The 23,742-nt window shown below is 70.7% G+C and carries 26 protein-coding genes; 16 read left to right on the top strand and 10 right to left on the bottom strand.

Features of this window, described 5'->3' with window-relative positions:
- Window positions 1-21: 21 nt before the first annotated feature.
- Together dapE and ACIBUY_RS17535 are read left to right on the top strand one after the other, a co-directional pair.
- Entirely contained in the window at window positions 22-1,104 is a 1,083-nt protein-coding gene (gene dapE / locus ACIBUY_RS17540) for a succinyl-diaminopimelate desuccinylase (protein WP_365568825.1), read from the top strand.
- A gap of 87 nt (window positions 1,105-1,191) precedes the next feature.
- Window positions 1,192-1,938: a TIGR00730 family Rossman fold protein gene (locus ACIBUY_RS17535; RefSeq protein WP_365568822.1), complete on the top strand. Its 747-nt coding sequence runs from the start codon at window positions 1,192-1,194 to the stop codon at window positions 1,936-1,938.
- Here ACIBUY_RS17535 and folP read toward each other — a convergent pair whose 3' ends face one another.
- Entirely contained in the window at window positions 1,939-2,799 is an 861-nt protein-coding gene (gene folP / locus ACIBUY_RS17530) for a dihydropteroate synthase (RefSeq protein WP_399152970.1), read from the bottom strand.
- Window positions 2,800-2,955: 156 nt separating this feature from the next.
- Between folP and ACIBUY_RS17525 the strand changes: the two genes are divergently transcribed.
- Together ACIBUY_RS17525 and ACIBUY_RS17520 are read left to right on the top strand one after the other, a co-directional pair.
- On the top strand, window positions 2,956-3,351 hold the full coding sequence (locus ACIBUY_RS17525; protein ID WP_399152969.1) for a DivIVA domain-containing protein: 396 nt from the start codon (window positions 2,956-2,958) through the stop codon (window positions 3,349-3,351).
- Entirely contained in the window at window positions 3,348-3,941 is a 594-nt protein-coding gene (locus ACIBUY_RS17520; RefSeq protein ID WP_399152968.1) for a DNA-3-methyladenine glycosylase I, read from the top strand. The genes ACIBUY_RS17525 and ACIBUY_RS17520 overlap by 4 nt, the downstream gene beginning before the upstream one ends.
- A 10-nt stretch (window positions 3,942-3,951) precedes the next feature.
- Here ACIBUY_RS17520 and ACIBUY_RS17515 read toward each other — a convergent pair whose 3' ends face one another.
- Window positions 3,952-4,755, bottom strand: coding sequence for an enoyl-CoA hydratase-related protein (locus tag ACIBUY_RS17515; RefSeq protein ID WP_365568810.1), 804 nt, complete (start codon window positions 4,753-4,755; stop codon window positions 3,952-3,954).
- 326 nt (window positions 4,756-5,081) lie between these two features.
- On the opposite strand from ACIBUY_RS17515, the gene ACIBUY_RS17510 reads away from it, so the two are divergent.
- A complete protein-coding gene (locus tag ACIBUY_RS17510) occupies window positions 5,082-5,249 on the top strand; it encodes a DUF3117 domain-containing protein (protein ID WP_003966491.1) in 168 nt (55 codons plus the stop codon).
- Between the two features lie 125 nt (window positions 5,250-5,374).
- Here the strand turns inward: ACIBUY_RS17510 and ACIBUY_RS17505 are convergent, their stop codons facing one another.
- A complete protein-coding gene (locus ACIBUY_RS17505; RefSeq protein ID WP_365569093.1) occupies window positions 5,375-6,073 on the bottom strand; it encodes an O-methyltransferase in 699 nt (232 codons plus the stop codon).
- Between the two features lie 241 nt (window positions 6,074-6,314).
- On the opposite strand from ACIBUY_RS17505, the gene sigE reads away from it, so the two are divergent.
- From sigE to ACIBUY_RS17480, 5 genes are all read left to right on the top strand, one after another.
- Window positions 6,315-7,022, top strand: coding sequence for an RNA polymerase sigma factor SigE (sigE, locus tag ACIBUY_RS17500; RefSeq protein ID WP_365569090.1), 708 nt, complete (start codon window positions 6,315-6,317; stop codon window positions 7,020-7,022).
- A complete protein-coding gene (locus tag ACIBUY_RS17495; RefSeq protein ID WP_365568807.1) occupies window positions 7,019-8,014 on the top strand; it encodes a zf-HC2 domain-containing protein in 996 nt (331 codons plus the stop codon). Before sigE ends, ACIBUY_RS17495 begins: the two co-directional genes overlap by 4 nt.
- A 287-nt stretch (window positions 8,015-8,301) precedes the next feature.
- Window positions 8,302-10,164 (top strand): S1C family serine protease, encoded by a 1,863-nt coding sequence (locus ACIBUY_RS17490; protein ID WP_399152967.1) that lies wholly within the window; start codon window positions 8,302-8,304, stop codon window positions 10,162-10,164.
- Window positions 10,165-10,340: 176 nt separating this feature from the next.
- Entirely contained in the window at window positions 10,341-10,808 is a 468-nt protein-coding gene (locus ACIBUY_RS17485) for a sec-independent translocase (protein WP_365568801.1), read from the top strand.
- A gap of 136 nt (window positions 10,809-10,944) precedes the next feature.
- Window positions 10,945-11,601 (top strand): hypothetical protein, encoded by a 657-nt coding sequence (locus ACIBUY_RS17480; protein ID WP_399152966.1) that lies wholly within the window; start codon window positions 10,945-10,947, stop codon window positions 11,599-11,601.
- 81 nt (window positions 11,602-11,682) lie between these two features.
- On the opposite strand, the gene ACIBUY_RS17475 is transcribed toward ACIBUY_RS17480, so the two are convergent.
- From ACIBUY_RS17475 to ACIBUY_RS17465, 3 genes are read right to left on the bottom strand one after another with little or no spacing between them, the layout of a single operon-like run.
- Window positions 11,683-12,816 carry an Mrp/NBP35 family ATP-binding protein gene (locus ACIBUY_RS17475; RefSeq protein WP_365568795.1) on the bottom strand — a complete coding sequence of 378 codons (1,134 nt, stop codon included), beginning with the start codon at window positions 12,814-12,816 and terminating at the stop codon, window positions 11,683-11,685.
- 44 nt (window positions 12,817-12,860) lie between these two features.
- Window positions 12,861-13,415, bottom strand: coding sequence for a DUF1003 domain-containing protein (locus ACIBUY_RS17470; protein WP_365568792.1), 555 nt, complete (start codon window positions 13,413-13,415; stop codon window positions 12,861-12,863).
- The gene (locus tag ACIBUY_RS17465; protein WP_399152965.1) at window positions 13,405-14,682 is read right to left on the bottom strand and encodes a magnesium transporter MgtE N-terminal domain-containing protein; all 1,278 of its coding nucleotides are present in this window, start codon (window positions 14,680-14,682) and stop codon (window positions 13,405-13,407) included. Before ACIBUY_RS17465 ends, ACIBUY_RS17470 begins: the two co-directional genes overlap by 11 nt.
- A 239-nt stretch (window positions 14,683-14,921) precedes the next feature.
- Here ACIBUY_RS17465 and ACIBUY_RS17460 point away from each other — a divergent pair, with 239 nt between their 5' ends.
- The gene (locus ACIBUY_RS17460) at window positions 14,922-15,638 is read left to right on the top strand and encodes a hypothetical protein (protein ID WP_365569087.1); all 717 of its coding nucleotides are present in this window, start codon (window positions 14,922-14,924) and stop codon (window positions 15,636-15,638) included.
- A 77-nt stretch (window positions 15,639-15,715) separates the two neighbouring features.
- Here ACIBUY_RS17460 and ACIBUY_RS17455 read toward each other — a convergent pair whose 3' ends face one another.
- Window positions 15,716-16,234: a hypothetical protein gene (locus ACIBUY_RS17455; protein WP_399152964.1), complete on the bottom strand. Its 519-nt coding sequence runs from the start codon at window positions 16,232-16,234 to the stop codon at window positions 15,716-15,718.
- Window positions 16,235-16,247: 13 nt separating this feature from the next.
- The gene (locus ACIBUY_RS17450; RefSeq protein WP_365568783.1) at window positions 16,248-17,378 is read right to left on the bottom strand and encodes a magnesium and cobalt transport protein CorA; all 1,131 of its coding nucleotides are present in this window, start codon (window positions 17,376-17,378) and stop codon (window positions 16,248-16,250) included.
- A 496-nt stretch (window positions 17,379-17,874) separates the two neighbouring features.
- On the opposite strand from ACIBUY_RS17450, the gene ACIBUY_RS17445 reads away from it, so the two are divergent.
- Window positions 17,875-18,465, top strand: coding sequence for a suppressor of fused domain protein (locus tag ACIBUY_RS17445; protein WP_365568780.1), 591 nt, complete (start codon window positions 17,875-17,877; stop codon window positions 18,463-18,465).
- 47 nt (window positions 18,466-18,512) lie between these two features.
- Here ACIBUY_RS17445 and ACIBUY_RS17440 read toward each other — a convergent pair whose 3' ends face one another.
- Window positions 18,513-19,781: an MFS transporter gene (locus ACIBUY_RS17440; RefSeq protein WP_365568777.1), complete on the bottom strand. Its 1,269-nt coding sequence runs from the start codon at window positions 19,779-19,781 to the stop codon at window positions 18,513-18,515.
- 192 nt (window positions 19,782-19,973) lie between these two features.
- Between ACIBUY_RS17440 and ACIBUY_RS17435 the strand changes: the two genes are divergently transcribed.
- The 3 genes from ACIBUY_RS17435 to ACIBUY_RS17425 all read left to right on the top strand — a co-directional run bounded on the left by ACIBUY_RS17435 (window position 19,974) and on the right by ACIBUY_RS17425 (window position 22,297).
- Window positions 19,974-20,612, top strand: coding sequence for a DUF6758 family protein (locus ACIBUY_RS17435; RefSeq protein WP_365568774.1), 639 nt, complete (start codon window positions 19,974-19,976; stop codon window positions 20,610-20,612).
- A gap of 164 nt (window positions 20,613-20,776) precedes the next feature.
- Complete coding sequence (locus ACIBUY_RS17430) at window positions 20,777-21,640, top strand: PHP domain-containing protein (protein WP_365568771.1); 864 nt, start codon at window positions 20,777-20,779, stop codon at window positions 21,638-21,640.
- Between the two features lie 51 nt (window positions 21,641-21,691).
- Window positions 21,692-22,297: a MarC family protein gene (locus ACIBUY_RS17425; protein WP_365568768.1), complete on the top strand. Its 606-nt coding sequence runs from the start codon at window positions 21,692-21,694 to the stop codon at window positions 22,295-22,297.
- Window positions 22,298-22,396: 99 nt separating this feature from the next.
- Here ACIBUY_RS17425 and ACIBUY_RS17420 read toward each other — a convergent pair whose 3' ends face one another.
- Window positions 22,397-22,549 (bottom strand): hypothetical protein, encoded by a 153-nt coding sequence (locus tag ACIBUY_RS17420; protein WP_181512666.1) that lies wholly within the window; start codon window positions 22,547-22,549, stop codon window positions 22,397-22,399.
- Between the two features lie 261 nt (window positions 22,550-22,810).
- On the opposite strand from ACIBUY_RS17420, the gene ACIBUY_RS17415 reads away from it, so the two are divergent.
- Window positions 22,811-23,722 carry an NYN domain-containing protein gene (locus ACIBUY_RS17415; RefSeq protein WP_399152963.1) on the top strand — a complete coding sequence of 304 codons (912 nt, stop codon included), beginning with the start codon at window positions 22,811-22,813 and terminating at the stop codon, window positions 23,720-23,722.
- Window positions 23,723-23,742 lie beyond the last annotated feature (20 nt).

The raw sequence follows: 23,742 nt of genomic DNA, 5'->3' as shown, positions 1-23,742 counted from the left end.
GCGCGCGTTAGGGTCGACGCCATGGACCGCACCTCGCTCGACCTCACCCAGGACGCCGCCCTCCTCACCGCCCAGCTGGTCGACTTCCCGTCGCCGAGCGGCAGCGAGAAAGAGCTGGCCGACGCCGTGGAGGAGGCCCTGCGCGCCCTGCCGCACCTGACCGTCGACCGGTACGGGAACAACGTGGTGGCGCGCACGAACCTGGGCCGCGGCGAGCGCGTCATCCTGGCGGGCCACATCGACACGGTCCCCATCGCGGACAACGTGCCCTCGCGCCTCGACGAGAACGGCATCCTGTGGGGCTGCGGCACGACCGACATGAAGTCGGGCGTCGCCGTCCAGCTGCGGATCGCCCAGACGGTCACCGAGCCCAACCGCGACCTCACCTTCGTCTTCTACGACAACGAAGAGGTCGCCGCCCACCTCAACGGGCTCGGCCATGTGGCCGATGCCCACCCCGACTGGCTGGAGGGCGATTTCGCGATCCTCCTGGAGGGCACCGAGGGCCTGGTCGAGGGCGGCTGCCAGGGCACGCTGCGCGTCATCCTGAAGGTGAAGGGCGAACGTGCCCACTCCGCGCGCGCGTGGATGGGAAACAACGCCATTCACGCGGCGTCCCCGATCCTGGAGAAGCTCGCCGCCTACGAGCCGCGCAAGCCGGTCGTCGACGGCCTGGAGTTCCACGAGGGCCTGAACGCGGTCCGCATCGAGGGCTTCGTCGCCACGAACGTCATCCCCGACGCGTGCGCCGTCACCGTCAACTTCCGCTACGCGCCCGACCGTTCCATGGCCGACGCCGAGCAGTTCGTCCGTGACTTCTTCGCGGACTGCCCGATCGAGGAATTCATCGTCGACGACCACACGGGCGGCGCCAGGCCCGGCCTCACCCACCCCGCTGCCGCCGCCTTCCTGGCCGCCGTGGGCGGCGAGCCGCGCCCCAAGTTCGGCTGGACCGACGTCTCCCGCTTCAGCGCCCTCGGCGTGCCCGCGGTCAACTACGGACCCGGCAACCCGATCTTCGCCCACAAGATCGACGAGAGGGTCGACACCGCCCTCATCCTGGAGGCGGAGAAGGTCCTCGCCTCCTGGCTCACCGCTTCCTGATACGCCGAGGTCCCTCGCATGTAACCCGCGTAGACCTACCCTTGCTCTACGTAAGGGCGTGACAACTGCGCAGGAAGGGAGCGGACCATGAGCAACCCGGAGGGCAAGGGGCGTCCCAAGGAGCAGCGGACGGGTCCGGTGATCCGCCGCCGCGACCAGGTACAGGCCGGCACGACCGACCAGCGTCTGCTCGACACCGAGGGCCCCTCCGAGTGGGTGCACACCGATCCCTGGCGGGTCCTGCGCATCCAGTCGGAGTTCATCGAGGGCTTCGGCACCCTGGCCGAACTGCCGCCCGCGATCAGCGTGTTCGGCTCGGCCCGCACCCCGGAGGACTCACCGGAGTACGCGGCGGGCGTCGCCATCGGCAAGGCCCTGGTGGAGGCCGGTTTCGCCGTCATCACCGGCGGCGGCCCCGGCGCCATGCAGGCCGCGAACCAGGGCGCCGTGGAGGCCAAGGGCATCTCGGTCGGCCTCGGTATCGAGCTGCCCTTCGAGCAGGGCCTCAACCAGTACGTCGACCTGGGCCTGAACTTCCGCTACTTCTTCGTACGGAAGACGATGTTCGTGAAGTACGCACAGGGGTTCGTCGTGCTCCCCGGCGGCCTCGGCACCCTGGACGAGCTCTTCGAGGCGCTCACGCTCGTGCAGACCACGAAGGTGACCCGGTTCCCGATCGTCCTCTTCGGTACGCAGTACTGGAGCGGCCTGATCGACTGGCTGCGGGACACCGTGATCGCCCAGGGCAAGGCCAGCGAGAAGGACCTGCTCCTGTTCCACGTCACGGACGACGTGGACGAGGCGATCGCGCTGGTCACCAAGGAGACCCGGTAGCTACGCGAGTCCCCGGCGGGCGACCGCCGGGGGCCGGTGGCCCGCGATCGACGCCACCATGTCGAGCACCTGCCGCGTCTCCGCGACCTCGTGCACCCGGTAGACCTGCGCACCCAGCCACGCCGAGACCGCGGTCGTCGCCAGCGTCCCGACGACCCGCTCCTTGACGGGCTTGTCGAGCGTCTCCCCGACGAAGTCCTTGTTGGACAGCGAGACGAGCACCGGCCAGCCGGTGGCGACCATCTCCGGAAGCCGTCGCGTCGCCTCCAAAGAATGCCGCGTGTTCTTCCCGAAGTCGTGCCCGGGATCGATCAGCACGGACTCGCGCGGCACGCCGAGCGCGACGGCCCGCTCCGCGTAACCGACCGTCACGTCGAGGATGTCCGCCATCACGTCGTCGTAGGTGACCCGATGCGGCCGCGTACGGGGCTCGGCGCCCCCGGCGTGCGTGCACACGAGGCCCACCCCGTAGCGGGCTGCCACCTCCGCGAGCTTCGGGTCGACGCCGCCCCACGCGTCGTTCAGCACGTCGGCCCCCGCCTCGCACACGGCCTCGCCGACCTCGTGCCGCCAGGTGTCGACGCTGATGACCACGTCGGGGAAACGCCGCCGCACCTCCGCGACGAATCCGACGGTGCGCCGCGCCTCCTCCTCGGCGTCGACCTCCTCGCCGGGGCCGGCCTTCACGCCGCCGATGTCGACGATCGCGGCGCCCTCGGCGACCGCCTGCTCGACGCGTGCGAGCGCGGGCTCGTCCTGGAACGTGGCGCCCTGGTCGTAGAAGGAGTCCGGGGTCCGGTTCACGATCGCCATGATCACCGGCTCGTGCGCGTCGAACTCGTGCCGGCCGAGCCTGAGCATCCCTGTGACTCTCCTCTGGATCCCACTGCAATCACGTATCAACGGTCGCCTGCGACCTTAACTGTCAGTGCGGCATGGCACGATCGGACCCTGACGGTTTCGGGCTGCGTTGATGGCCAGCCCGGTCGAGCCAGGGGACAGCAGAGGGCAGCAGAGATGGTCATGTTCTTGTTTCTGGTCGCCGCGCTCGTCGTGGTGGTCGCGGCGGTGACGCTCGCGGTCCTCGGCGGGGGCGACGGCGGCACGCTGCGCGACGAGCCGTCCCAGTTCTACGCGGACCCGCTGCCGCCCGACCGTCCGCTCGGCCCCGCCGACGTGGACGCGCTGCGCCTGCCCACCGCCGTGCGCGGCTACCGCATGGCGGAGGTCGACGACGCGCTGAACCGGCTGGGCGCCGAGCTCGCCGAGCGCGACGCGCGCATCAGCGAGCTGGAGTCCGCCCTCGCCACCGCTCACGCGCAGGCCGGGCAGCCCGTCGACCGCGGCCGGGACACGGGCGGATTCGCGCCGCCCGGCGGCTATCAGGGCGAGGCGGGGGAGGGCTTCCAGTGAGCGAGCCGACCGGCGCTGCCGTGGCGGGTCCCGACGGGAAGCTGCGCTGCCCCTGGGGCCTGTTGACCCCGGACTACGTCGCGTACCACGACGAGGAGTGGGGCCGCCCGGTCCACGGCGACGACGCACTGTTCGAGCGCGTGTCCCTGGAGGCCTTCCAGTCGGGTCTTTCCTGGATCACGATCCTGCGCCGCCGCGAGACCTTCAGGTCGGCGTTCGCCGGATTCAAGATCGCGGAGGTGGCGTCGTTCACGGACGCCGACCGCGAGCGCCTGCTCGCCGACCCGGGCATCATCCGCAACAGGGCGAAGGTCGACGCGACACTGGCCAACGCGCGCGTGCTCGCGGACTGGGCGCCGGGTGAACTCGACGAGCTGATCTGGTCGTTCGCGCCCGACGCCGCGGGCCGCCCCGCCCCGAAGGTGCTGAGCGACGTACCGGCGATCACGGACGAGTCGAAGGCCCTGTCCAAGGACCTCAAGAAGCGCGGCCTGCGCTTCGTCGGACCGACGACGGCGTACGCGCTGATGCAGGCGTGCGGGCTCGTGAACGACCACTTGGCCGACTGCACGGCCCGCACGCGCGCGTGAGGTCCGGGCGTTAGCGGCCGAGGTACGCCGGCTTCTCCTTGGCGATGAAGGCCTGGACGGCGATGGTGTGGTCCTGGGAGGCGCCGGCCCGGGTCTGCAGCTCGTCCTCCTTGTCGAGGGCCTCGCTCAGCGAGTGGTCCGCGGCGAACGCGACCGACTCCTTGAGCGCGGCGTACGCGACGGTCGGCCCGGCGGCGAGCATGAGGGCCAACTTGCGCGCGGTGTCGGCCAGTTCGGCCGCGGGCACGATCTTGTTCACGGCCCCGATCTCGAAGGCCTCCTGCGCCGTGATGCTGCGCGGGAACAGCAGCAGATCGGTGGCCCGGCCCGGCCCGACGAGCCGCGGCAGCGTCCACGAGACACCGGAGTCCGCGGTGAGCGCGACACCGGCGAACGACGTGTTGAACGACGCGGTGTCCGCCACGATCCGGTAGTCCGCGCACAGGGCGAACCCGAAGCCGGCGCCGGCCGCCACGCCGTTCACCGCGGCCACGACCGGCTTCGGCATCTGCGTCAGCGCCCGCACGATCGGGTTGTAGTGCTCGCGCACCGTGTTCATGGTGTGCCCCGAGCCGGTCTCCCGGTCGGCCATGAGCAGCCCGACGTGCTCCTTGAGGTCCTGTCCCACACAGAAGGCGCGGTCACCGGCCGCCGTCAGCAGCACGGCCCGCACCGCCTCGTCGGCCGCGGCCGCCTGCACCGCGTCGCGGAGGGCGACCTTGGCCTCGGTGTTCATCGCGTTCATCGCCTCGGGGCGGTTCAGCGTGATCGTCGCGAGCCCGTCGCTCACCTCGTAGAGCACGGTGTCGGCCATGACACTCCTCCTACTATGCGGTTGCTTAGTCGTCCGTGCTCAGCATGACGGAGATCACGCCCCGTGGAGCACCCTCGGCATGTGACCTGCGTCAAACAATTCGGGTGCGCCGGAGGCGCCCGGGCGGCGCAGTATCGCAGTCACATCGCCGAATTGAGTGGTTTTGCTCGAGCGCGTTGCGCAAGCGATGCCGACTGATGTTGGTCATCGGGTCCTGCGATGCGGGATAATGGCCTGGAAGCAATGTGTTCGATGCCGGTGATGAGTGCCCGTCCAGAGGGCCGTCGGCGCTAGACGATGAGCTGGTTTCAGGAAGGGGAACGAGCATGGCGGCCATGAAGCCGCGAACGGGTGACGGCCCGCTCGAGGTGACCAAGGAGGGGCGGGGCATCGTCATGCGCGTTCCGCTCGAAGGCGGCGGTCGGCTCGTGGTAGAGCTGACGCCCGACGAGGCCGATGCCCTCGGCGACGCCCTGAAGAAGGTCGTCGGCTGACGCGGAAGCGACCATACCTTTTCGACTGCCCCGGCACACATTTGTGCCGGGGCAGTCGTACGTCCTAGGGTTCGGCCCCTTCGCGGGCCGGCTCTTCCGCGTTTCTGGTGGGGGCCGGCGCTTCTCTACCGCTTCACGGCGCAGAGCAGTCCGTCGCCGACCGGCAGCAGCGAGGTCACGAGCTCGGGAGACTCCCGGACGGCCCGCAGCAACTCGCGCAGGCGCACCACTTCCACCGGCTGCGGACCCGAGTCCACGGTCCGCCCGTCCGCGAAGACACCCTCGAAACACACCAGGCCGCCGGGCCGCAGCAGCCGCAACGATTCAGCGAGATAGTCGAGCGACTCCATCCGGTCGCCGTCGCAGAAGACCAGGTCGTAGCCGCTGTCCGCGAGGCGCGGCAGTACGTCGAGGGCGCGCCCGGGGATGAACCGGGCCCGGTTGCTCGCGAAGCCGGCCGCGCGGAACGCCTGCCGTGCGAACTGCTGCCGCTCCGGCTCGGGATCGACCGTCGTGAGGACGCCGTCGGGCCGCATTCCGTAGAGGAGATGGATTCCGGACACCCCGGTGCCCGTCCCGATCTCGGCGACGGCCTTCGCCCCCACCGTGGCAGCGAGCATCCGCAGCGCGGCGCCCGCGCCGGGGGACACCGAGCGCAGCCCCGCCTCCCGGGCCCTGTCGCGGGCCCAGCGCACAGCGTCGTCCTCGGCGACAAAGGCGTCGGCGAACGCCCAGCTCGTCTGCCGGTTGCCGGTAATGGCCCTCTCCTGTCCCCGTGGTTGCCTGCGCGTGACTTTATCCGTTGGCGGTGGGAACTCGCAGATGGGACCGGGCGTTTGAAGGGGCAGGGGAAAAGAGCGGGCTGAAGCGGGGGACAGCGCGATGGAGACAGCGACGAGAGCGGCGCCGAATCGGGTGGCCGGGACGGCGACGAAGGACCGACCGGCAAATCTGAGTAAAAACGCTTATCCGGAGCTAACGGGCGAGGTGGCTATGGTAGGGACTCCACTGGACACCACCAGAGCCGACAGGGGAGGTGCGGCTGCGCCTGTGGATCGGGGAGGAGTGCTGCGGCGCTTTCTCAGGTCGGCGGGTGAGCCGAAATCCGTGACCAACACCGCTGACCGATTCCGCACCGTTGACTCCGCGCAGCAGACCGCGACCTTTGCCGCTGACGCGGATTCGCAGGCGTGGACTCCGCCCACCTGGGAGGAGATCGTCAGCACGCACAGCGGCCGGGTCTACCGGCTCGCCTACCGCCTGACGGGCAACCAGCACGACGCCGAGGACCTCACGCAGGAGGTCTTCGTCCGCGTCTTCCGCTCGCTGTCGACGTACACGCCGGGCACCTTCGAGGGTTGGCTGCACCGCATCACGACGAACCTGTTCCTGGACATGGTCCGCCGCAAGCAGCGCATCCGCTTCGACTCCCTCGGGGACGACGCGGCCGAGCGCCTGCCCAGCCGTGACCCGTCACCGCAGCAGGTGTTCAACGACGCGCACTTCGACGCCGACGTGCAGCAGGCGCTCGACACCCTCGCGCCCGAGTTCCGCGCCGCCGTCGTCCTGTGCGACATCGAGGGGCTCTCGTACGAGGAGATCGCCGCGACCCTGGGCGTGAAGCTGGGCACGGTCCGCAGCCGTATCCACCGCGGCCGCTCGCAGCTGCGCAAGGCGCTGCAGCACCGCTCGCCCGAGGCCCGCGCCGAGCGCCGTACGCTTGCGACCACGGGGGGGATCCCCGTCCTTGGAGGAGGGGGCGCGACCGCGTGAGTGGATCACGTCTCAATCCTGCCGAGCGCCAACAGACCGCGGCCGAGCAGCACTTGGGGGACCGGCTGGCCGCCCTGGTCGACGGCGAACTTGACCACGATGCCCGTGAGCGCGTTCTCGCGCACCTGGCGACCTGTGCCAAATGCAAGGCCGAGGCCGACGCGCAGCGCCGCCTCAAGAGCGTCTTCGCCGAGGCGGCCCCGCCGCCGCCCTCCGAGAGCTTCCTCGCCCGCCTCCAGGGGTTGCCCGGGGGTGGTTCCGACGACGGTGGCTCACCACCGTTCGGGGGAGGAGGCTTCGGCACCGGCCGTGCCTTCGGCAGCGGAGCCGGAGTCGGATTCGGACGCGGGGTCTTCGAGGTAGACCCCGAGCCGTTCGGCTACGCGCCCTCGGGTGCGCACGCCGCCGTCCTCCCCAGTGCCCAGCGCGGTTTCCGCATCCACGAAGTGGGCCGGCCCGAGCGGCACGACAGCGACCGGGCCTCGCGCGGACGCCGATTCGCGTTCGCCGCGGCCGGTGCGGTCTCGCTGGCCGCGATCGCACTCGGCGGCGTCACCGCCGGCGCCCCGGTCGACACCAGCTCGGACGCGCGCGCTGGCGGTTCCGGCAGCAATGCCACACCGCTGCGCAGCCAGGCGGCCGGTGCCGCGTCGACGCCCGACGGTCAGCGGCGCAGGTCGCTGACCCCGCTGCTCGGCCAGGGCGGCGGTGCGCTGTCGGCGCCGGTCTCGCCGACCCGGTCGAGTGCGCCGCTGCTGCCCGGTGGCGGCCACGCGGACAGTGCGGCCTATCCGTTCTCGACCCCGATGCTGTCGGCGGCCGCGCGGATGTCGCCACTGATACGTCCGGCCGCGGCGACCCCCCTGGTCGAAGTGGCCCTCGAACCGCACACGACGCCCGAGGCGACCGAGCTCGACACGGCATCACCGGAGGTCGCCGCTGCCCCCGCGTCCGCACCGATGCTGTCCTCCCGGTCGTCCTCGCTGCGCTGACTCTCCCTGCGCCCCGGCGACCGAACCTGGTTGAATCCAGGTGAGGCCGCGGCATCGGGTGGTGACCCGGGACGCGCGTAGGGAGCCCGTGGCGTGGTGCCGGGGGCCAGGTGTGGGGAGAGCGGCGGGACATGGACGAGGGCAAGCCCACAAAGGCCAAGTGGTGGAGCCGCCCCCGACCGAACACGGGGCCCTCCGCGGAGGACGACGGCGACTGGCACCTGCCCGCGCCTGCCTCCGGCGGTGGAGCGGTGGAGGGTGCACCCGGGGTCGCGAGTGTGTCGGACATGCCATCTGTGTCAGATGTGCCAGATGTACCAGATGTGTCGGACGCGGATCGGGAGCGCCCGGCGGCGGTGGGAGCCGGGGCCGAATCCACGGTGAGCCCGGAGGGTGCGGCCGACGCTGACGCCGGTGCCTCTGCGGCTGACACCGGTGCCGATGCCCATGCCGCCGACGCCGACGCCGATGCCGCTGGAGCTCCTGCGGCTGACGCCGCGGCCAGTGACGTCCGGGCCGTTCCGGCTGTGGCCGCTCCTTCCGCGAACGCCGGGTCCGATGTCGGCTCCGCCCCCGTGGCCGCCGCTGCGGGCAGTGGGGAGCGCGTGGACGCGGAGCCGGTCGATGTGTTGCCGGACGCGTACCGTTCGGCCGCGGTCGAGGATGCGCCCCGGCCGCTGCACGACCCCGACCCGTACAGCACACCGCCGTACGGTGAGCCCGGGCCGTGGGCGCTCGCGCCGCCCGTGCAGCACCCGGCGACGACGCCGGCCCACGGCACGGCGACCCCGCAGGCCGTCCAGCACGAGCCGCAGCCGCAGGCCCAACCTCAGCCGCAGGCCCAGCCCCATCCCGCCCCCGCTCAGCCCCAGCCCCAGCCCCAGCCGGAGCCTCAGCCCTATCCGCAGCCCGCCCCCACGCCTGCCCCGGCCCAGTCGTATCCCGCACCCGCTCCCGCCCCTGGTGGGCCCTGGCAGCAGTACGACCCCTGGGCCGGGCCCGTGTCGCTCTCGCAGAGCGTCGGGCCCGTGGGAGGCAGGCCGCGGCGCGGGCGGAAGGCGCTGGCGCTCGGCGCCGTGCTGATCGCCCTCGTCTCCGGCGTCGTGGGCGGCGCCATCGGCTCGTACCTGGAGCGGAACGGCGGGACGGACGTCGAACTCCCGCAGGCCGGGGCCGAGTCCACGCATCGCGCCCCCGGCAGCGTCGCGGGCATCGCCGCCAGCGCGCTGCCCGGCGTCGTCACCATCCACACCAAGGGCTCGTCGGAGCAGGGCACCGGCACCGGCTTCGTCCTCGACAAGCGCGGCCACATCCTCACCAACAACCACGTGGTCGAACCGGCGGGCTCCGGCGGTTCGATATCGGTCACGTTCGCGGGCGGCGAGAGCGCCGACGCCGAGGTCGTCGGCCACGACAGCGGGTACGACCTGGCCGTCATCAAGGTCTCCGGCGTGCGCGGACTCAAGCCGCTGCCCCTGGGCAACTCCGAGAACGTGCAGGTCGGCGACCCCGTCGTGGCCATCGGTGCCCCCTTCGACCTGGCCAACACGGTCACCTCCGGCATCATCAGCGCCAAGGAGCGGCCCATCACGGCGGGCGGCGAGAAGGGCGACGGCAGCGATGTGAGCTACGTGGACGCGCTGCAGACCGACGCACCCATAAACCCCGGCAACTCCGGCGGCCCCCTCGTCGACTCCAAGGCCCGCGTCATCGGCATCAACAGCGCCATCCGCTCCGCCGACAGCGGCTCCGAGCTCGACGGCGGCCAGGCCGGCTCCATCGGCCTGGGCTTCGCGATCCCGATCAACCAGGCCAAGCGCGTCGCCGAGGAGCTGATCAACACCGGCAAGGCGACCCACCCGGTGATCGGCGTCACCCTCGACATGGACTACAGCGGCGACGGCGCCCGCGTGGGCACGAAGGGCAACAGCGGCGGTTCCTCCGTCAGCCCCGGCGGCGCCGGTGCCAAGGCCGGGATCCAGCCGGGCGACGTCATCACCGAGGTCGACGGCGTGCGCGTCCACTCCGGCGAGGAGCTGATCGTCAAGATCCGCGCCCACCGCCCCCAGGACGAACTGGCCCTCACGGTCGAACGGGGAGGAAAGGAACGCAGGATGACCCTGGTCCTCGGTTCGGCGGACGGCAGCTGACCCCGCCACCGACCCGCCCCGCAGGTAAGAGTCCGGCGTCCGTGATCCTGGACGTGGCCCAGTGGCTACCGAACGGACAGGATCGCCGGGTACCGTGGACCCGGTCCGATGCCGGACCCTGCCGAAGACCTGCTACTGAAGACCGCCGCGGGCCGAGGACACGCTAGGAGTGCAAGGTGTTCAACGACATTGGCCCACTGGAGGTCGTGACGCTCGTCGTGCTGGCCGTACTCGTCTTCGGCCCCGACAAGCTCCCGAAGCTCATCCAGGACGTCTCGCGCACCATACGCAAGATCCGTGAGTTCTCGGACAGTGCCAAGCAGGACATCCGCAATGAACTGGGCCCGGAGTTCAAGGACTTCGAGTTCGAGGACCTGAACCCCAAGACGTTCATCCGCAAGCAGCTGGACAGCGACGAGCTGGGGCTCAAGGAGATCCGCAACGGCTTCGACCTGAAGAAGGAGATGGCCGAGGTCACCGAGGCGGCGCACACCGTCGGTGAGCTGGACGACTCCTCTTCGGCAGCCTCCTCCGCGGACGCGGGCGGCAACCGCGTCGACATGGAGAAGCGCCCCGAGAAGCCCTCGCTCGAGAAGAAGCCCGACGGGGACAACCCGCCGCCCTTCGACGCCGACGCGACCTGAACCCGACGCTCTCGAAACCGGGCCCCGTGGACCCGGTGTGGCATCCTGCCTTGTTGTTGCGCGGACCGGACGTCGAGAACGCCCGAGGGGGGCGGGCCGCTCCGGTTCGTAACTGAGCGAGGAGGCGGCCGGGTACATGGAGACGACGAGTCGGGTGGGCGCGCAGGCGCCGGTCACCGAGGGGGCCGGTCAGGTTCCCACGGCCCGGCGCACGGTCGACGGCTACCTGCTGGCGCCCTTCCCCTGGTACGGCCTGGACGAGGCCTTCACGGGACCGCGTTGGCTGATGCAGGTCGGCACCACGGCGGACGGATCCGTCGAGCACGGTTCGATCGGGCACGGTGACGAGCCGTCCGTGCGCAGCGAAGGCACCGAGGACACCGAGCGGTTCGCGGTCGTGGTGACCGTCGCCGCGAATCCCGTACGACGCAGCGCGGACGGCACGGGCGTCCTGGACGCCACGTCCGTCTCCTCGGCGGCCTGGCTCGCCGGGGTCGGGCTGCTCTCGTACACGTGGCCCGGGCAGATGGACCACACCCTGCGCGACGACTGGCTGGACCAGCAGACCGAGACGGCGTGGGTCCTCGCGGACGACCTGGGTTCCGCGGACTGGGCGGCGCTGACGCTGCCGGTGGACGGGGTGCCGACGCCGTTCCACTACCGGGAGTCCGAGTTCGGCTGGGTGCTCGCCGGGTCCACGCAGGCCGGGATGCACCTGGGCGCGTACGGCCGGGGCATGAGCGCGTACGGGCTCGGCTTCTCCGTGGTGAAGGACATCGCCGAGTACGCCTGAGCCGAGTACGCCTGAGCCGCGTACACCTGAAGCACGACGAAGCGGGCCGTCCCTCCTTCGGGGCGGCCCGCTTCCGTGTGCTCAGAACTTGTTGCGCGGGGTGATGCCGAGCGACATGCCCGAAAGTCCGCGCTGGCGCCCGCCCAGCTTGCCCGCGATCGCGCGCAGGGCCGAGCCCGCGGGGGAGTCGGGGTCGGTGAGCACCACCGGCTTGCCCTCGTCGCCGCCCTCGCGCAGCCGGACGTCGATCGGGATCGAGCCGAGGACCGGCACGTTCGCACCCGTCGTCTTCGTCAGCCCCTCGGCCACCATCCGACCGCCACCGGTGCCGAACACGTCGACCATCTCGCCGCAGTGCGGGCAGGGCAGACCGGACATGTTCTCGACGACGCCCACGATCTTCTGGTGGGTCTGGACGGCGATCGAACCGGCCCGCTCGGCGACCTCGGCCGCGGCCTGCTGCGGCGTGGTGACGACGAGGATCTCGGCGTTCGGCACGAGCTGTGCGACGGAGATGGCGATGTCGCCGGTCCCCGGCGGCAGGTCGAGCAGCAGGACGTCGAGGTCGCCCCAGAAGACATCGGCCAGGAACTGCTGCAGCGCGCGGTGCAGCATCGGGCCGCGCCACACCACCGGAGCGTTGCCCGGTGTGAACATGCCGATGGAGATGACCTTCACGCCGTTCGCGGACGGCGGCATGATCATGTTCTCGACCTGGGTGGGCTTGCCGTCGGCGCCCAGCATGCGCGGCACCGAGTGGCCGTAGATGTCCGCGTCGACGACGCCGACCTTCAGGCCGTCGGCGGCGAGCGCCGCCGCCAGGTTCACGGTCACGGAGGACTTGCCGACGCCGCCCTTGCCGGACGCGACCGCGTACACGCGGGTCAGCGAGCCGGGCTTGGCGAACGGGACCTCGCGCTCGGCGGTGCCACCGCGCAGCGCCGCGGCCAGCTCCTTGCGCTGCTCGTCGCTCATCACGTCGAGGGTGACCTGGACGTCGGTCACGCCGTCGACGCGCAGGACCGCGTCCCGCACGTTGTTCTCGATCGTCGAGCGCATCGGGCAGCCCGAGACGGTCAGGTACACGGTGACCGCGACGGTGCCGTCCGCACCGATGTCCACCGATTTGACCATCCCCAGTTCGGTGATGGGCCGCTGGATCTCGGGGTCGTTCACTGTCGCGAGCGCCTCGCGCACCGCGTCTTCCGTAGCCATAGGTCCGATAGTACGGCGCGGTAACCGGGGCTCGGAAAGCCCCGTCACCGGTCGTCTACATCACGTCCGCGCTCGCGCTCGGCCGGGAATACGCCGGACCCGCCCGACCGCTGTTGTTCCTCCAGCTCTTTGAGGAGGTCCTGCAGTTCGGACCGGATCCAGTCGCGGGTGGCGACCTCGCCGAGACCGATCCGCAGGGCGGCCACCTCCCGGCTCAGATACTCGGTGTCGGCGATCGACCGCTCGTTCTGCTTGCGGTCCTGCTCGAGGTTGACGCGGTCGCGGTCGTCCTGCCGGTTCTGCGCGAGCAGGATCAGCGGAGCGGCGTAGGACGCCTGCAGCGACAGCATCAGGGTCAGGAAGATGAACGGGTAGTTGTCGAAGCGCAGGTGATCGGGCGCGGCCACGTTCCAGGCGACCCACGCGATGATGATCACCGTCATCCAGACGATGAACCGGCCGGTGCCCAGGAAGCGCGCGATGCGCTCCGACATCCGTCCGAACGCCTCGGGGTCGTAGTCCGGCAGGAACTTGCGGCGGGGCGCGCGCGGCTGGTCGAGCCGGATGCGGGGCCGGCTCGGGGTCTCGTCAGTCGGCACGGCCCACCGCCTCGCCCAGATGGAACTCCTGCTCGCGCCAGTCGTCGGGGAGCATGTGGTCCAGTACGTCGTCCACGGTCACGGCGCCGAGCAGCGAGCCGGACTCGTCGACGACGGGCGCGGCCACCATGTCGTACGTCGCGAAGAACCCGGCGATCTCCGGGAGTTGGGCGTCCGGGGCGAGCGCCTGCAGGTCCTCGTCGAGGATCGAGCTGACCATCGTGTACGGCGGATCGCGCAGCAGCCGCTGGAAGTGGATGGTGCCCAGGTACTTGCCGGTCGGCGTCTCGTCCGGCGGCCGGCACACGTACACCTGCGCGGCGAGCGCGGGCGACAGGTCGGGATTGCGTACGCGGGCCAGGGCGTCGGCGACCGTCGCGTCGGGCCGCAGCACGATCGGCTCGGTCGTCATGAGCCCGCCCGCGGTCTTCTCCTCGTACGCCATCAGGCGCCGCACGTCGGCCGCGTCGCTCGGCTGCATCAGCGCGAGGAGGCGCTCCTTGTCCTCCTCCGGCAGCTCGCTGAGCAGGTCGGCGGCGTCGTCCGGGTCCATCTCCTCCAGGACGTCGGCGGCGCGCTCCTCCTGCAGCTTGCCGAGGATCTCGATCTGGTCGTCCTCGGGCAGCTCCTCGAGGACGTCGGCGAGCCGCTCGTTCGTCAGGGCCGCCGCGACCTCGGCCCGCCGCTTGGCGGAGAGGTGGTGCAGCACGTTCGCGAGGTCGGCCGGGCGCAGCTGCTCGAACGTGGCGAGCAGGTTCTCGGCGCCCTGCCCGTGTTCCTCGAGCGAGAACCCGTCGACGGCCGACCAGTCGACGGTGAGCGTCTCCCCCTTGTTCCGCCGGAAGGCTCCGCCCTTGCCCTTCCGTACGAAGACGCGGTCGATCTCCCAGTCGCGGCGGGCGGGCAGCTGCTGGACGGAGACGTCGAGCACGGTGACCTCCTCGCCGCCGTCCACGAGCCGCACGCGCCGGTCGAGCATCTCGCCGATGACGAGGCGCTCGGTGGGGCGCTGCTCGAAACGCCGGACGTTGAGCACGCCCGTCGTGATGACCTGGCCCGACTCGATGCCGGTGACCCGGGTCATCGGCAGGAAGATGCGGCGGCGCGTGGACAGCTCGACGACGAGCCCGAGCAGCCGCGGCGGGCGCCGGCCCACGCGCAGCATGGCGACGAGGTCGCGGACGCGCCCGACCTGGTCCCCGTTCGGATCGAAGACCGCGACACCGGCGAGGTGGGAGACGAAGACCCGCGGTGCGACTGCAGCCATGCCCTCTCCCGTCTCCCTTTGGTCCGGATCCATCCGGAAATACGAGCAATCCGGGGATCAGGCTATCCGTTCCCCGTCGAACACGCCTTTGCGCTGCGGCCACCGGGACCGGGGACGGGTCCCCGCAGATGACAGCGGTACGCTGCCCTACTGCTGACGACGTAGACGTAGCTGCCGTACGAGAGGTAGTCCCCCCGGTGCCTGCACTTCCCCTGGACCGCCGTACCCGCCGCACGCTCATGACCGGCGCCCTGTGCACGGGGCTCGCGGCCGGGCTCGCGGGATGCGGCACGGACGACCCGGACGCGGGCACGAACGGGGTCGGCAAGCTCGACCCCGCGGGGATCCAGAGCCGTACGGTCAAGGCGGCGCAGGGCGCGGACGCGGTGCACGTCGCGGGCACCGTGGTCAGCGGCGGCAAGACGTACAAGCTCGACATGCGGCTCAAGGACGAGGGTGGCTCGGGCTCGGTGACCTCGGGCAGCAGCACGTTCCGGCTGCTGCGGGTCGGCACGCACCTGTACCTCAAGGCGGACGCCGACTTCTGGACGCACTCGGACGAGGCCAAGAGCGGGAGCGGTCACGGGGACGGCGCGGCCGCGGACAAGCTCGACGGCAAGTACGTGAAGGTGCCGACGGGTGATCCGGCGTACCAGCGGCTCAGCACGTTCACCGACAAGGACGTCCTGCTCGACGGCCTGCTCACGCTGCACGGCAGCCTCGACAAGGGCGACCACGGCTCGTCCGGCGGCGTTCGCACGATCGGCCTCACCGGCGACGACGGGGCGGGCGGCACGCTCGACGTCTCCCTGGAGGGCACCCCGTACCCCATGCGTCTGGAACGCGCGGGCGGCGCGGGAACGCTCCAACTGACGGACTGGGGGCGTACGTTCACCTTGCAGGAGCCGGACGTGGACGACACGGTCGACTACGGCAAGGCACTACCGGCGTCGTAACAAATCAAGCCCGTTTCGGCCAGATCAAGCCCGTCCGGCGATTGAGGACTGGGGTACCGGGGCAAAGCCCCGTGGCGTCAGCGCTTCTTCCGCCGAGCCAAGAGACGGGGCAGCCCCGCAGGAATCTCTCCGCGCGTGGTGGCCGGCGATGCCACAGGCGCGGCGGCCAGTGACCCACCCGAAGCGGCAACGAGCCCCGGCCCCTGAACCGGCTCCAGGCGGAGCACCCGGCACTCGCGGGCCCACCGCTCCGTCATGCTCTCCGCATCGGGCGCGTTCAGCCGCTTCCCCTTCAGCTCGCCGACCGCCGCCTCCCAGGCCTGCGTACCGGCGCCGAGCTCCACGACCTTCGCCTGCCAGCCGACGAGCCGCCCGCCCTTGTCCTTGCTGCGGACGGTGACCACGGCCGTGTCCCCCTCGGAGAGACCCGGCAGGGGCTGCTCGCCGGGCCCGTCGCCGAGCACGTGCGCGGCGCCCTCGTGCCATACGTGCCACAGGGCCCGCTCCACGCCACAGGCGCCCCGCACCCAGATCAGCCCGGACTTCTTCGTGGCCTCCTCGACGAGGGCGCCGTCGAGCAGTTCAGCAGTCGTCATGCGGCAAGCGTAGCTACAGCCATCCGTTGCGCTTGAGGGTGCGGTGGATGGCGAAACAGGCGACGACGGTGACGCCGAGGACGAACGGGTAGCCGAACCGCCAGTGCAGCTCCGGCATGTGGTCGAAGTTCATGCCGTAGACGCCGCACACCATGGTCGGGACGGCGACGATCGCGGCCCACGAGGTGATCTTGCGCATGTCCTCGTTCTGGGCGACGGACGCCTGCGCGAGATTGGCCTGGAGGATCGAGTTGAGGAGCTCGTCGAAGCCGATGACCTGCTCCTGGACGCGCTCCAGGTGGTCGGCGACGTCACGGAAGTACTTCTGGATGTCCGGGTCGATCAGCCGCATCGGCCGCTCGCTCAGCAGCTGCAGCGGGCGGCGCAGCGGGGCGACGGCGCGCTTGAACTCCAGGACCTCGCGCTTGAGTTGGTAGATGCGGCCGGCGTCGGAGCCGCGCGGGGCGCCCTTGCCGGTCTGCGAGAAGACATCGGTCTCGACCTCGTCGATGTCGTCCTGCATCGCGTCGGCCACGGCCAGGTAGCCGTCGACGACGTGGTCCGCGATGGCGTGCAGCACGGCGCTGGGCCCCTTGGCGAGCAGCTCCGGGTCGTCCTGCAGGCGGTGGCGGAGGGCCCGCAGCGAGCCCTGGCCGCCGTGCCGGACGGTGATGAAGAAGTCCCGCCCGGTGAAGCACATCACCTCGCCGGTCTCCACGACCTCGCTGGTGGCGGTGAGTTCGGCGTGCTCGACGTAGTGGATGGTCTTGAAGACGGTGAACAGCGTGTCGTCGTAGCGCTCCAGCTTGGGCCGCTGGTGCGCGTGCACCGCGTCCTCGACGGCGAGCGGGTGCAGCCCGAACTCGGCGGCGATCACGGCGAATTCGGCCTCGGTCGGCTCGTGCAGGCCGATCCAGGCGAACCCCCCGTCGCGGCGCACCTGGAGGCGCGCCTCGCGCGGCGTGAGGCACTCGGAGGAGTCGGCGCGGGCTCCGTCGCGGTAGACGGCGCAGTCCACGACGGCCGAGCAGGCCGAGGGGTCGCGGGTCGCGTCGTACGACGCCCGGGCCTCGTTCTCGTACGGGGCCACGCTCTTGCGCAGGGAGGGACGGACGGCGGCTCGCAGGTCGCGAATCATCGACATGGGCAGGCTCCTTCGCGGGCGGGAGCCGCGCCGCGGCGAACGGAACTTCGGAACTACCCGGAATGAGGACGTCCTGGCCAACCGGAAACCGGGACATGCTGCACGTCCACAAAGCGGAGAGCACCGCACCGACGCTGAGGGCGGCTTCGCTTGCTGATTCAGATCTGGACGATCGGAAAGATCAGGCGGAAACGAAGCGCTCTTCCGGTATTACGCGGGCAGCCCGAGAAGCAGACGACTGCTGACTGCTTGAGGGAGTGCGGGCCTAGAGGCCGGAAGAACGGGTGGTACTGCACGGTCGACTTCGATCCATGAGCCCCACCTCCTCCGGCCGGTCCCCCGTGGGGGACGTGAGTGGGTCGGTTCTTCGAAGGCTCTTCGAGGGCCTTCGGTGGATACGCACTGCGTACCATCCCGACCAGCGGCCAAGACTATCAGCCGACTGAAGAGGCAAGCCCCGTCTTTACCCGTTGCATGCGAGTTCTATGCTCGCGGGATGGCAGAAGTTCTAGCGTTGGTCGAGGCCCGACTGCGTACGGCGCTCGGTGAACCGGACGCGCGCGCGGCGGTCACGTTCCTGGGTACGGACCGCATCGAGGTGCTGCGCTTCAGCGACGCCTCCCAAGGAGTGGTCCGTTACGCGACCCTCGGCATGTCCGCGTCCCCGATGTCCGACCCCACCGCGGCGCTCGCCGACCCGGTCAAGGGCCCGCGCGCCGAGCTGGTCCTGACGGTCCGCACCGGCCTCGCCGACACCGACAAGGTGCTGCGCCCGCTGGCCGTACTGGCCGCGTCCCCCCAGGTCGAGGGCGTCGTCGTCGCGCCCGGTGCCTCGCTGGACGTCGGTGAAGTGCTGTGGCCGGGCGCCCCGTTCACCTCCGTACTGGTGGCGGAGCCGGGCGGGCTCGTGGCGGACCTGGAGCTCGACGAGCCCTATGACCCCGTACGTTTCCTGCCGCTGCTGCCGATGACGCAGAACGAGGCGGCGTGGAAGCGGGTGCACGGCGCGGCCGCGCTGCAGGAGAAGTGGCTGGGCAGCGGAACGGACCTGCGCGATCCGCTGCGCAGGTCCGTGTCCCTGGACTGAGCCCGGGGCTCAGGTGGCTGCAGTAGTTCCGGTTGCTCCAGTCGCTCTCAGTTGGCGAAGACGGTGACGCCGTCCTCGGTGGCGTGCTGCGGCTGAAGCTCTTCGGCCTCGTGGGTGAGCGCGTTCCTGCGGACCCACACCACGACCGCGCCGAGCACGGCCGTCACCGCGGCGACCACGAACGGGATGTGGATGTTGCTCCACTCCTCGATCTTCGGCGCGAAGTAGGGGGCGGCCGCGGCGGCGAACCACCGCACGAAGTTGTACCCGGCGCTCGCCACCGGCCGCGGTGCGTCGGAGACGCCGAGCGCCAGCTCCGTGTACACCGTGTTGTTCACGCCGATGAAGGCGCCGGACAGGATCGTGCAGACGATGGCCGCGGTGTGGCTGCCGTACCCGAGGACGAGGACGTCCGCGGCGAGCAGGACCAGCGAGCCGCCGAGCACCTTCAGCGAGCCGAACCGCGCCTGCATCCGCGGCGCCACGACCACCGAGAACAGCGCGAGCAGCACACCCCAGGCGAAGAAGACGGCGCCCGACTTGTACGGGGTCATGTTCAGCACGAACGGGGTGAAGGCCAGGATCGTGAAGAACGTGTAGTTGTAGAAGAAGGCGGAGACGGCGGCGGACGCGAGCCCACCGTGCCCAAGTGCCTTGATCGGGTCGAGGACCGACGTCTTCCGCGCGGGCTTCGGCTGCTCCTTCAGGAACACCGTGATGCAGAGGAACCCGATGGCCATCAGGGCCGCGGTGCCGAAGAACGGGTAGCGCCAGCTGGCGTTGCCGAGCAGGGCGCCGACCAGCGGCCCGCACGCCATGCCGAGGCCGAGCGCGGACTCGTACAGCAGGATCGCGGCGGCGCTGCCACCGGCCGCGGCGCCGACGATGACGGCGAGGGCGGTCGACACGAACAGCGCGTTGCCGAGGCCCCAGCCCGCGCGGAAGCCGACCAGCTCACCGACGGACCCGGAGGTGCCGGCGAGCGCGGCGAAGACCACGACGAGCGCGAGCCCGACGAGGAGCGTCTTCTTGCCGCCGATGCGGCTGGAGACGAACCCGGTCACCAGCATCGCGATCGCGGTGATCAGGAAGTACGAGGTGAAGAGCAGGGAGACCTGGCTGGGCGTCGCCTCGAGGCCCTTGGCGATCGAGGGCAGGATCGGGTCGACGAGCCCGATGCCCATGAAGGCGACGACGGATGCCCCGGCGGTCGCCCAGACCGCCTTCGGCTGACGCAGGATGCTGCCGGCACCTGCGTCGAACGTGTCCCCTTCCGCGGTTCCCTCGGCGGGACCTCCTGTACTGCTGTGGCTCATACCGGGCGCTCCTTGGTCGAGCTGGATCGTTGGCGTATGCACATATTAAGTTAGCTGGGCTAAATAATGCAAGCTACATCTATTTTCCCAGGTCGGACCCGGGCCGGGTCCGGGGCGGACGCGGGGCGCGGCGCACTCCGGACGGGTGATCGTCCTTGACGGGGCGCGGGACGGGGAGGACCGTGGGGCCCTATGAGGGGCGAACCCAGTTGCCCGAAGTGTGGTGGCCGGGTCAGGGCTCCCGGCCTCTTTGCCGACTCCTGGCAGTGCGATGTGCACGGGACCGTGCATCCGCTGCAACCCGTGATCCCGCCCAGCGTCGAGGCTCTCAGCGTCGTGGTGCACCGCGCGCACGTGCCCGTGTGGATGCCGTGGCCGCTGCCCGTCGGCTGGCTGTTCACGGGCGTGGCCAACGCCGGGGACGACCGGCACGGCGGCCGCGCCACCGCCGTCGCCTGCTCGGGCCCGGGACCGCTCGGCGGCATCGGTGAACTGGTGCTCGTCGCCGAGGAGTTGGGTGTCGGACTCGGTGCGCGCTACGCGGGCATCGACGGACCCGACCCGGGCCCGTACATGGACGTCGCGGGCCCGCCCCATGCCAAGGTGCTCGCGGCCGGGCGGCCCACCCCGCTGTGGCACGTCTCGGGTGCCCCCGACGACCGTGCCGTCTTCGCGGGGGAGGCGCGCGGCCTGTGGCTCTGGGCCATCGTGTGGCCGGAGCAGTCCGGGCTGCTGATGTACGACGAGCTGGTGCTCACCGACCTGCGGGACGCGGGCGCGGAGGTCGATCTGCTGCCGTGCGGGGCGCTGTCGCCGCGGATCCTGCAGTAGGCGGCGTCACGGTAAGGGGTCGTGGAGCGGTTCACCGGTGACGGGGGCGCGCGGAATCCCCGTTATCCTGGAGCGTCCCCTGCTGCCCGTCGGCAGTCCGCAGCTGCCCGTCGGTGGTCCGCTTCCACCCGTCGGCAGCCCGTCCGAGCCTGGAGTACGCAGCCGTGCGCATCGACCTGCACACCCACTCCACCGCTTCCGACGGCACGGACAGCCCGGCCGAGCTGGTGCGCAATGCCGCCGCTGCCGGTCTGGACGTCGTGGCCCTCACCGACCACGACTCCACGCGCGGGCACGCCCAGGCGATCGCCGCGCTTCCCGAAGGCCTGACCCTCGTCACCGGCGCCGAACTCTCCTGCCGCCTCGACGGCGTCAGCATGCACCTGCTGGCCTACCTCTTCGACCCGGAGGAGCCGGACCTGCTCGCCGAGCGCGAGCTCGTCCGTGACGACCGGGTCCCGCGCGCCAAGGGCATGATCGCCCGGCTGAACGGCCTCGGGGTCCCCGTCACCTGGGACCAGGTCGCCCGGATCGCCGGTGACGGCTCGGTGGGCCGCCCGCACATCGCCTCCGCGCTCGTCGAGCTCGGCGTCGTGCCCACGGTCTCCGACGCCTTCACGCAGGAGTGGCTGGCGGACGGCGCCCGCGCGTACGTCCCCAAGCACGAGACCGACCCCTTCGAGGCGATCCGCCTGGTCAAGGCCGCGGGCGGGGTCACCGTCTTCGCACACCCGGCCGCCGCCAAGCGCGGCCGCACCATCCCCGAGTCGGCCATCGCCGAACTGGCCGCGGCCGGTCTCGACGGCATCGAGGTCGACCACATGGACCACGACCCGGCGACCCGGGACCGCCTGCGCGGCCTCGCCGCCGACGTCGGCCTGCTCACCACCGGCTCCTCGGACTACCACGGCAGCCGCAAGACCTGTGTGCTCGGCGAGTACACGACCGACCCCGAGGTCTACGGGGAGATCACGCGCCGCGCCACGGGAGCCTTCCCCGTGCCGGGCGCCGGCGGACACCGCGCCTGACACCCGTACGCCCTTCTCCGCTCACCCTCTTCTGCAAGGCAAGCCCCCACTGTGTTCGACGTCGCCGTCTTCGGATCCCTTTTTCTCACGCTTTTTGTGATTATGGATCCCCCCGGAATCACCCCGATCTTCCTCGCCCTCACCGCGGGCCGCCCCGCCAAGGTCCAGAAGCGCATGGCCTTCCAGGCCGTCTGCGTCGCCTTCGGTGTCATCGCCGTCTTCGGTCTGCTGGGCCACCAGATCCTCGACTACCTGCACGTCTCCGTGCCCGCCCTGATGATCGCGGGCGGTCTGCTGCTCCTGCTGATCGCGCTGGACCTGCTCACCGGCAAGACCGACGAGCCCAAGCAGACGAAGGACGTGAACGTCGCCCTCGTACCGCTCGGCATGCCGCTGCTCGCCGGGCCCGGCGCGATCGTCTCGGTCATCCTCGCCGTCCAGAAGGCGGACTCGTTCGCGACGCAGGTCTCGGTCTGGTCGGCGATCATCGCGATCCACGTGGTCCTGTGGCTGGTGATGCGCTACTCGCTGGTGATCATCCGCATCATCAAGGACGGCGGTGTGGTCCTGGTGACCCGGCTCGCGGGCATGATGCTCTCGGCGATCGCCGTGCAGCAGATCATCAACGGCGTGACCCAGGTGATCCAGAGCAACTGAGATCGCTTCTCGCAGACACGCTCAGACACGCTCAGACACGCGAAGCCCCCGTACGCAGTGTGCGTACGGGGGCTTCGAAGTGTGTAGTCGACGACGCCGTTACGAGGCGGACGACTCTGCCGGGCGGATGTAGAGGCGCTGCCCGATGGCGGCGGCCTGCTGAACGATCCGGTTGACGGAGGCGGCGTCCACGACGGTGGTGTCCACGGCGGTGCCGTCGACGTCGTCGAGTCGCATGATTTCGAAGCGCATGGGCTTCTCCCTTCGTCTGGTGATCCTCCTGAAGGAGAACTACTGGTGCGGGATACAGAGTCTGCTCCCGCCGTACGACCAGGCGGTTGCCTGACCGTTAAGAGTGGATTGCGTGACTAAAGTGCCCCGCGTTCTGTATGGGTCAACGGGTTGACCCCGGCAAACATTCCCTACGCTAAAGAAATTTTTCGAGAACCTAATTACTCGCGAGTAGCGCGATCGGTTGTGCACGTGGCGTGACGCCCGGGACAATGGGCGGCAATGAACGACGACAGCCCTCCGGACGCCATCACCACCCGCCTCGACCTCACGAACGACCTGCTCAGACGGATGCTCGCGGAGGTCGCCAAGACCCCGTCGACGCACGCGATCTTCGTGGACGCGGGGTATCTGTACGCGGCGGCGGGCCGCCTGGTCGCGGGGACCGAGGACCGGCGCGCCTTCGACCTGGACGCCGAAGGACTCATCGACGCGCTGATCGACAAGGCCCGCACGATCTTCGCGGACAGCCGGCTGCTGCGCGTCTACTGGTACGACGGTGCGCGCCGTCGCATCCACACCACCGAGCAGCAGTCCATCGCCGAACTGCCCGACGTCAAGGTCCGCCTCGGCAACCTCAACGCCAACAACCAGCAGAAGGGTGTCGACTCCCTGATCAGGACCGACCTGGAGTCCCTCGCCCGGCACCGCGCCATCAGCGACGCGGCCCTGCTCGGCGGCGACGAGGACCTGGTCTCCGCCGTCGAGGCGGCCCAGGGCTACGGCGCCCGCGTCCACCTGTGGGGCATCGAGGCCCCCGAGGGCCGCAACCAGGCCGAGCCGCTCCTGTGGGAGGTCGACAGCCAGCGCACCCTCGACCTCGACTTCTTCAAGCCGTACGTGTCCCGCAGCGCCGTCGCGTCGTCGTACGAGACCACGGACGCGCCGCGCCCCACCCGCGAGCAGGTCCGCTTCGTCGGGGCGCGGATCGCGGCGCAGTGGCTCGGGGAGCGCGGCCGCGAGTCGCTCGCCGAGGTGCTGCCCGGCCACCCCTACCTGCCGGGCCCGGTCGACCAGGACCTGCTGGTCGAGGCCGAGCGCATGCTCCAGTACTCGCTGCGCGGCCAGTCGGATCTGCGGCGGGCGCTGCGGGACGGGTTCTGGGGGCACCTGCAGACGCAGTTCCAGATCTAGGGTCCACGGGATCTGCAGGG

This window comes from Streptomyces sp. NPDC050085, from assembly GCF_044460595.1.
GTDB lineage: Bacteria > Actinomycetota > Actinomycetes > Streptomycetales > Streptomycetaceae > Streptomyces.
The sequence above is the reverse complement of the archived record's forward strand: the minus strand, read 5'-3'. Positions and strand labels throughout refer to the sequence as shown.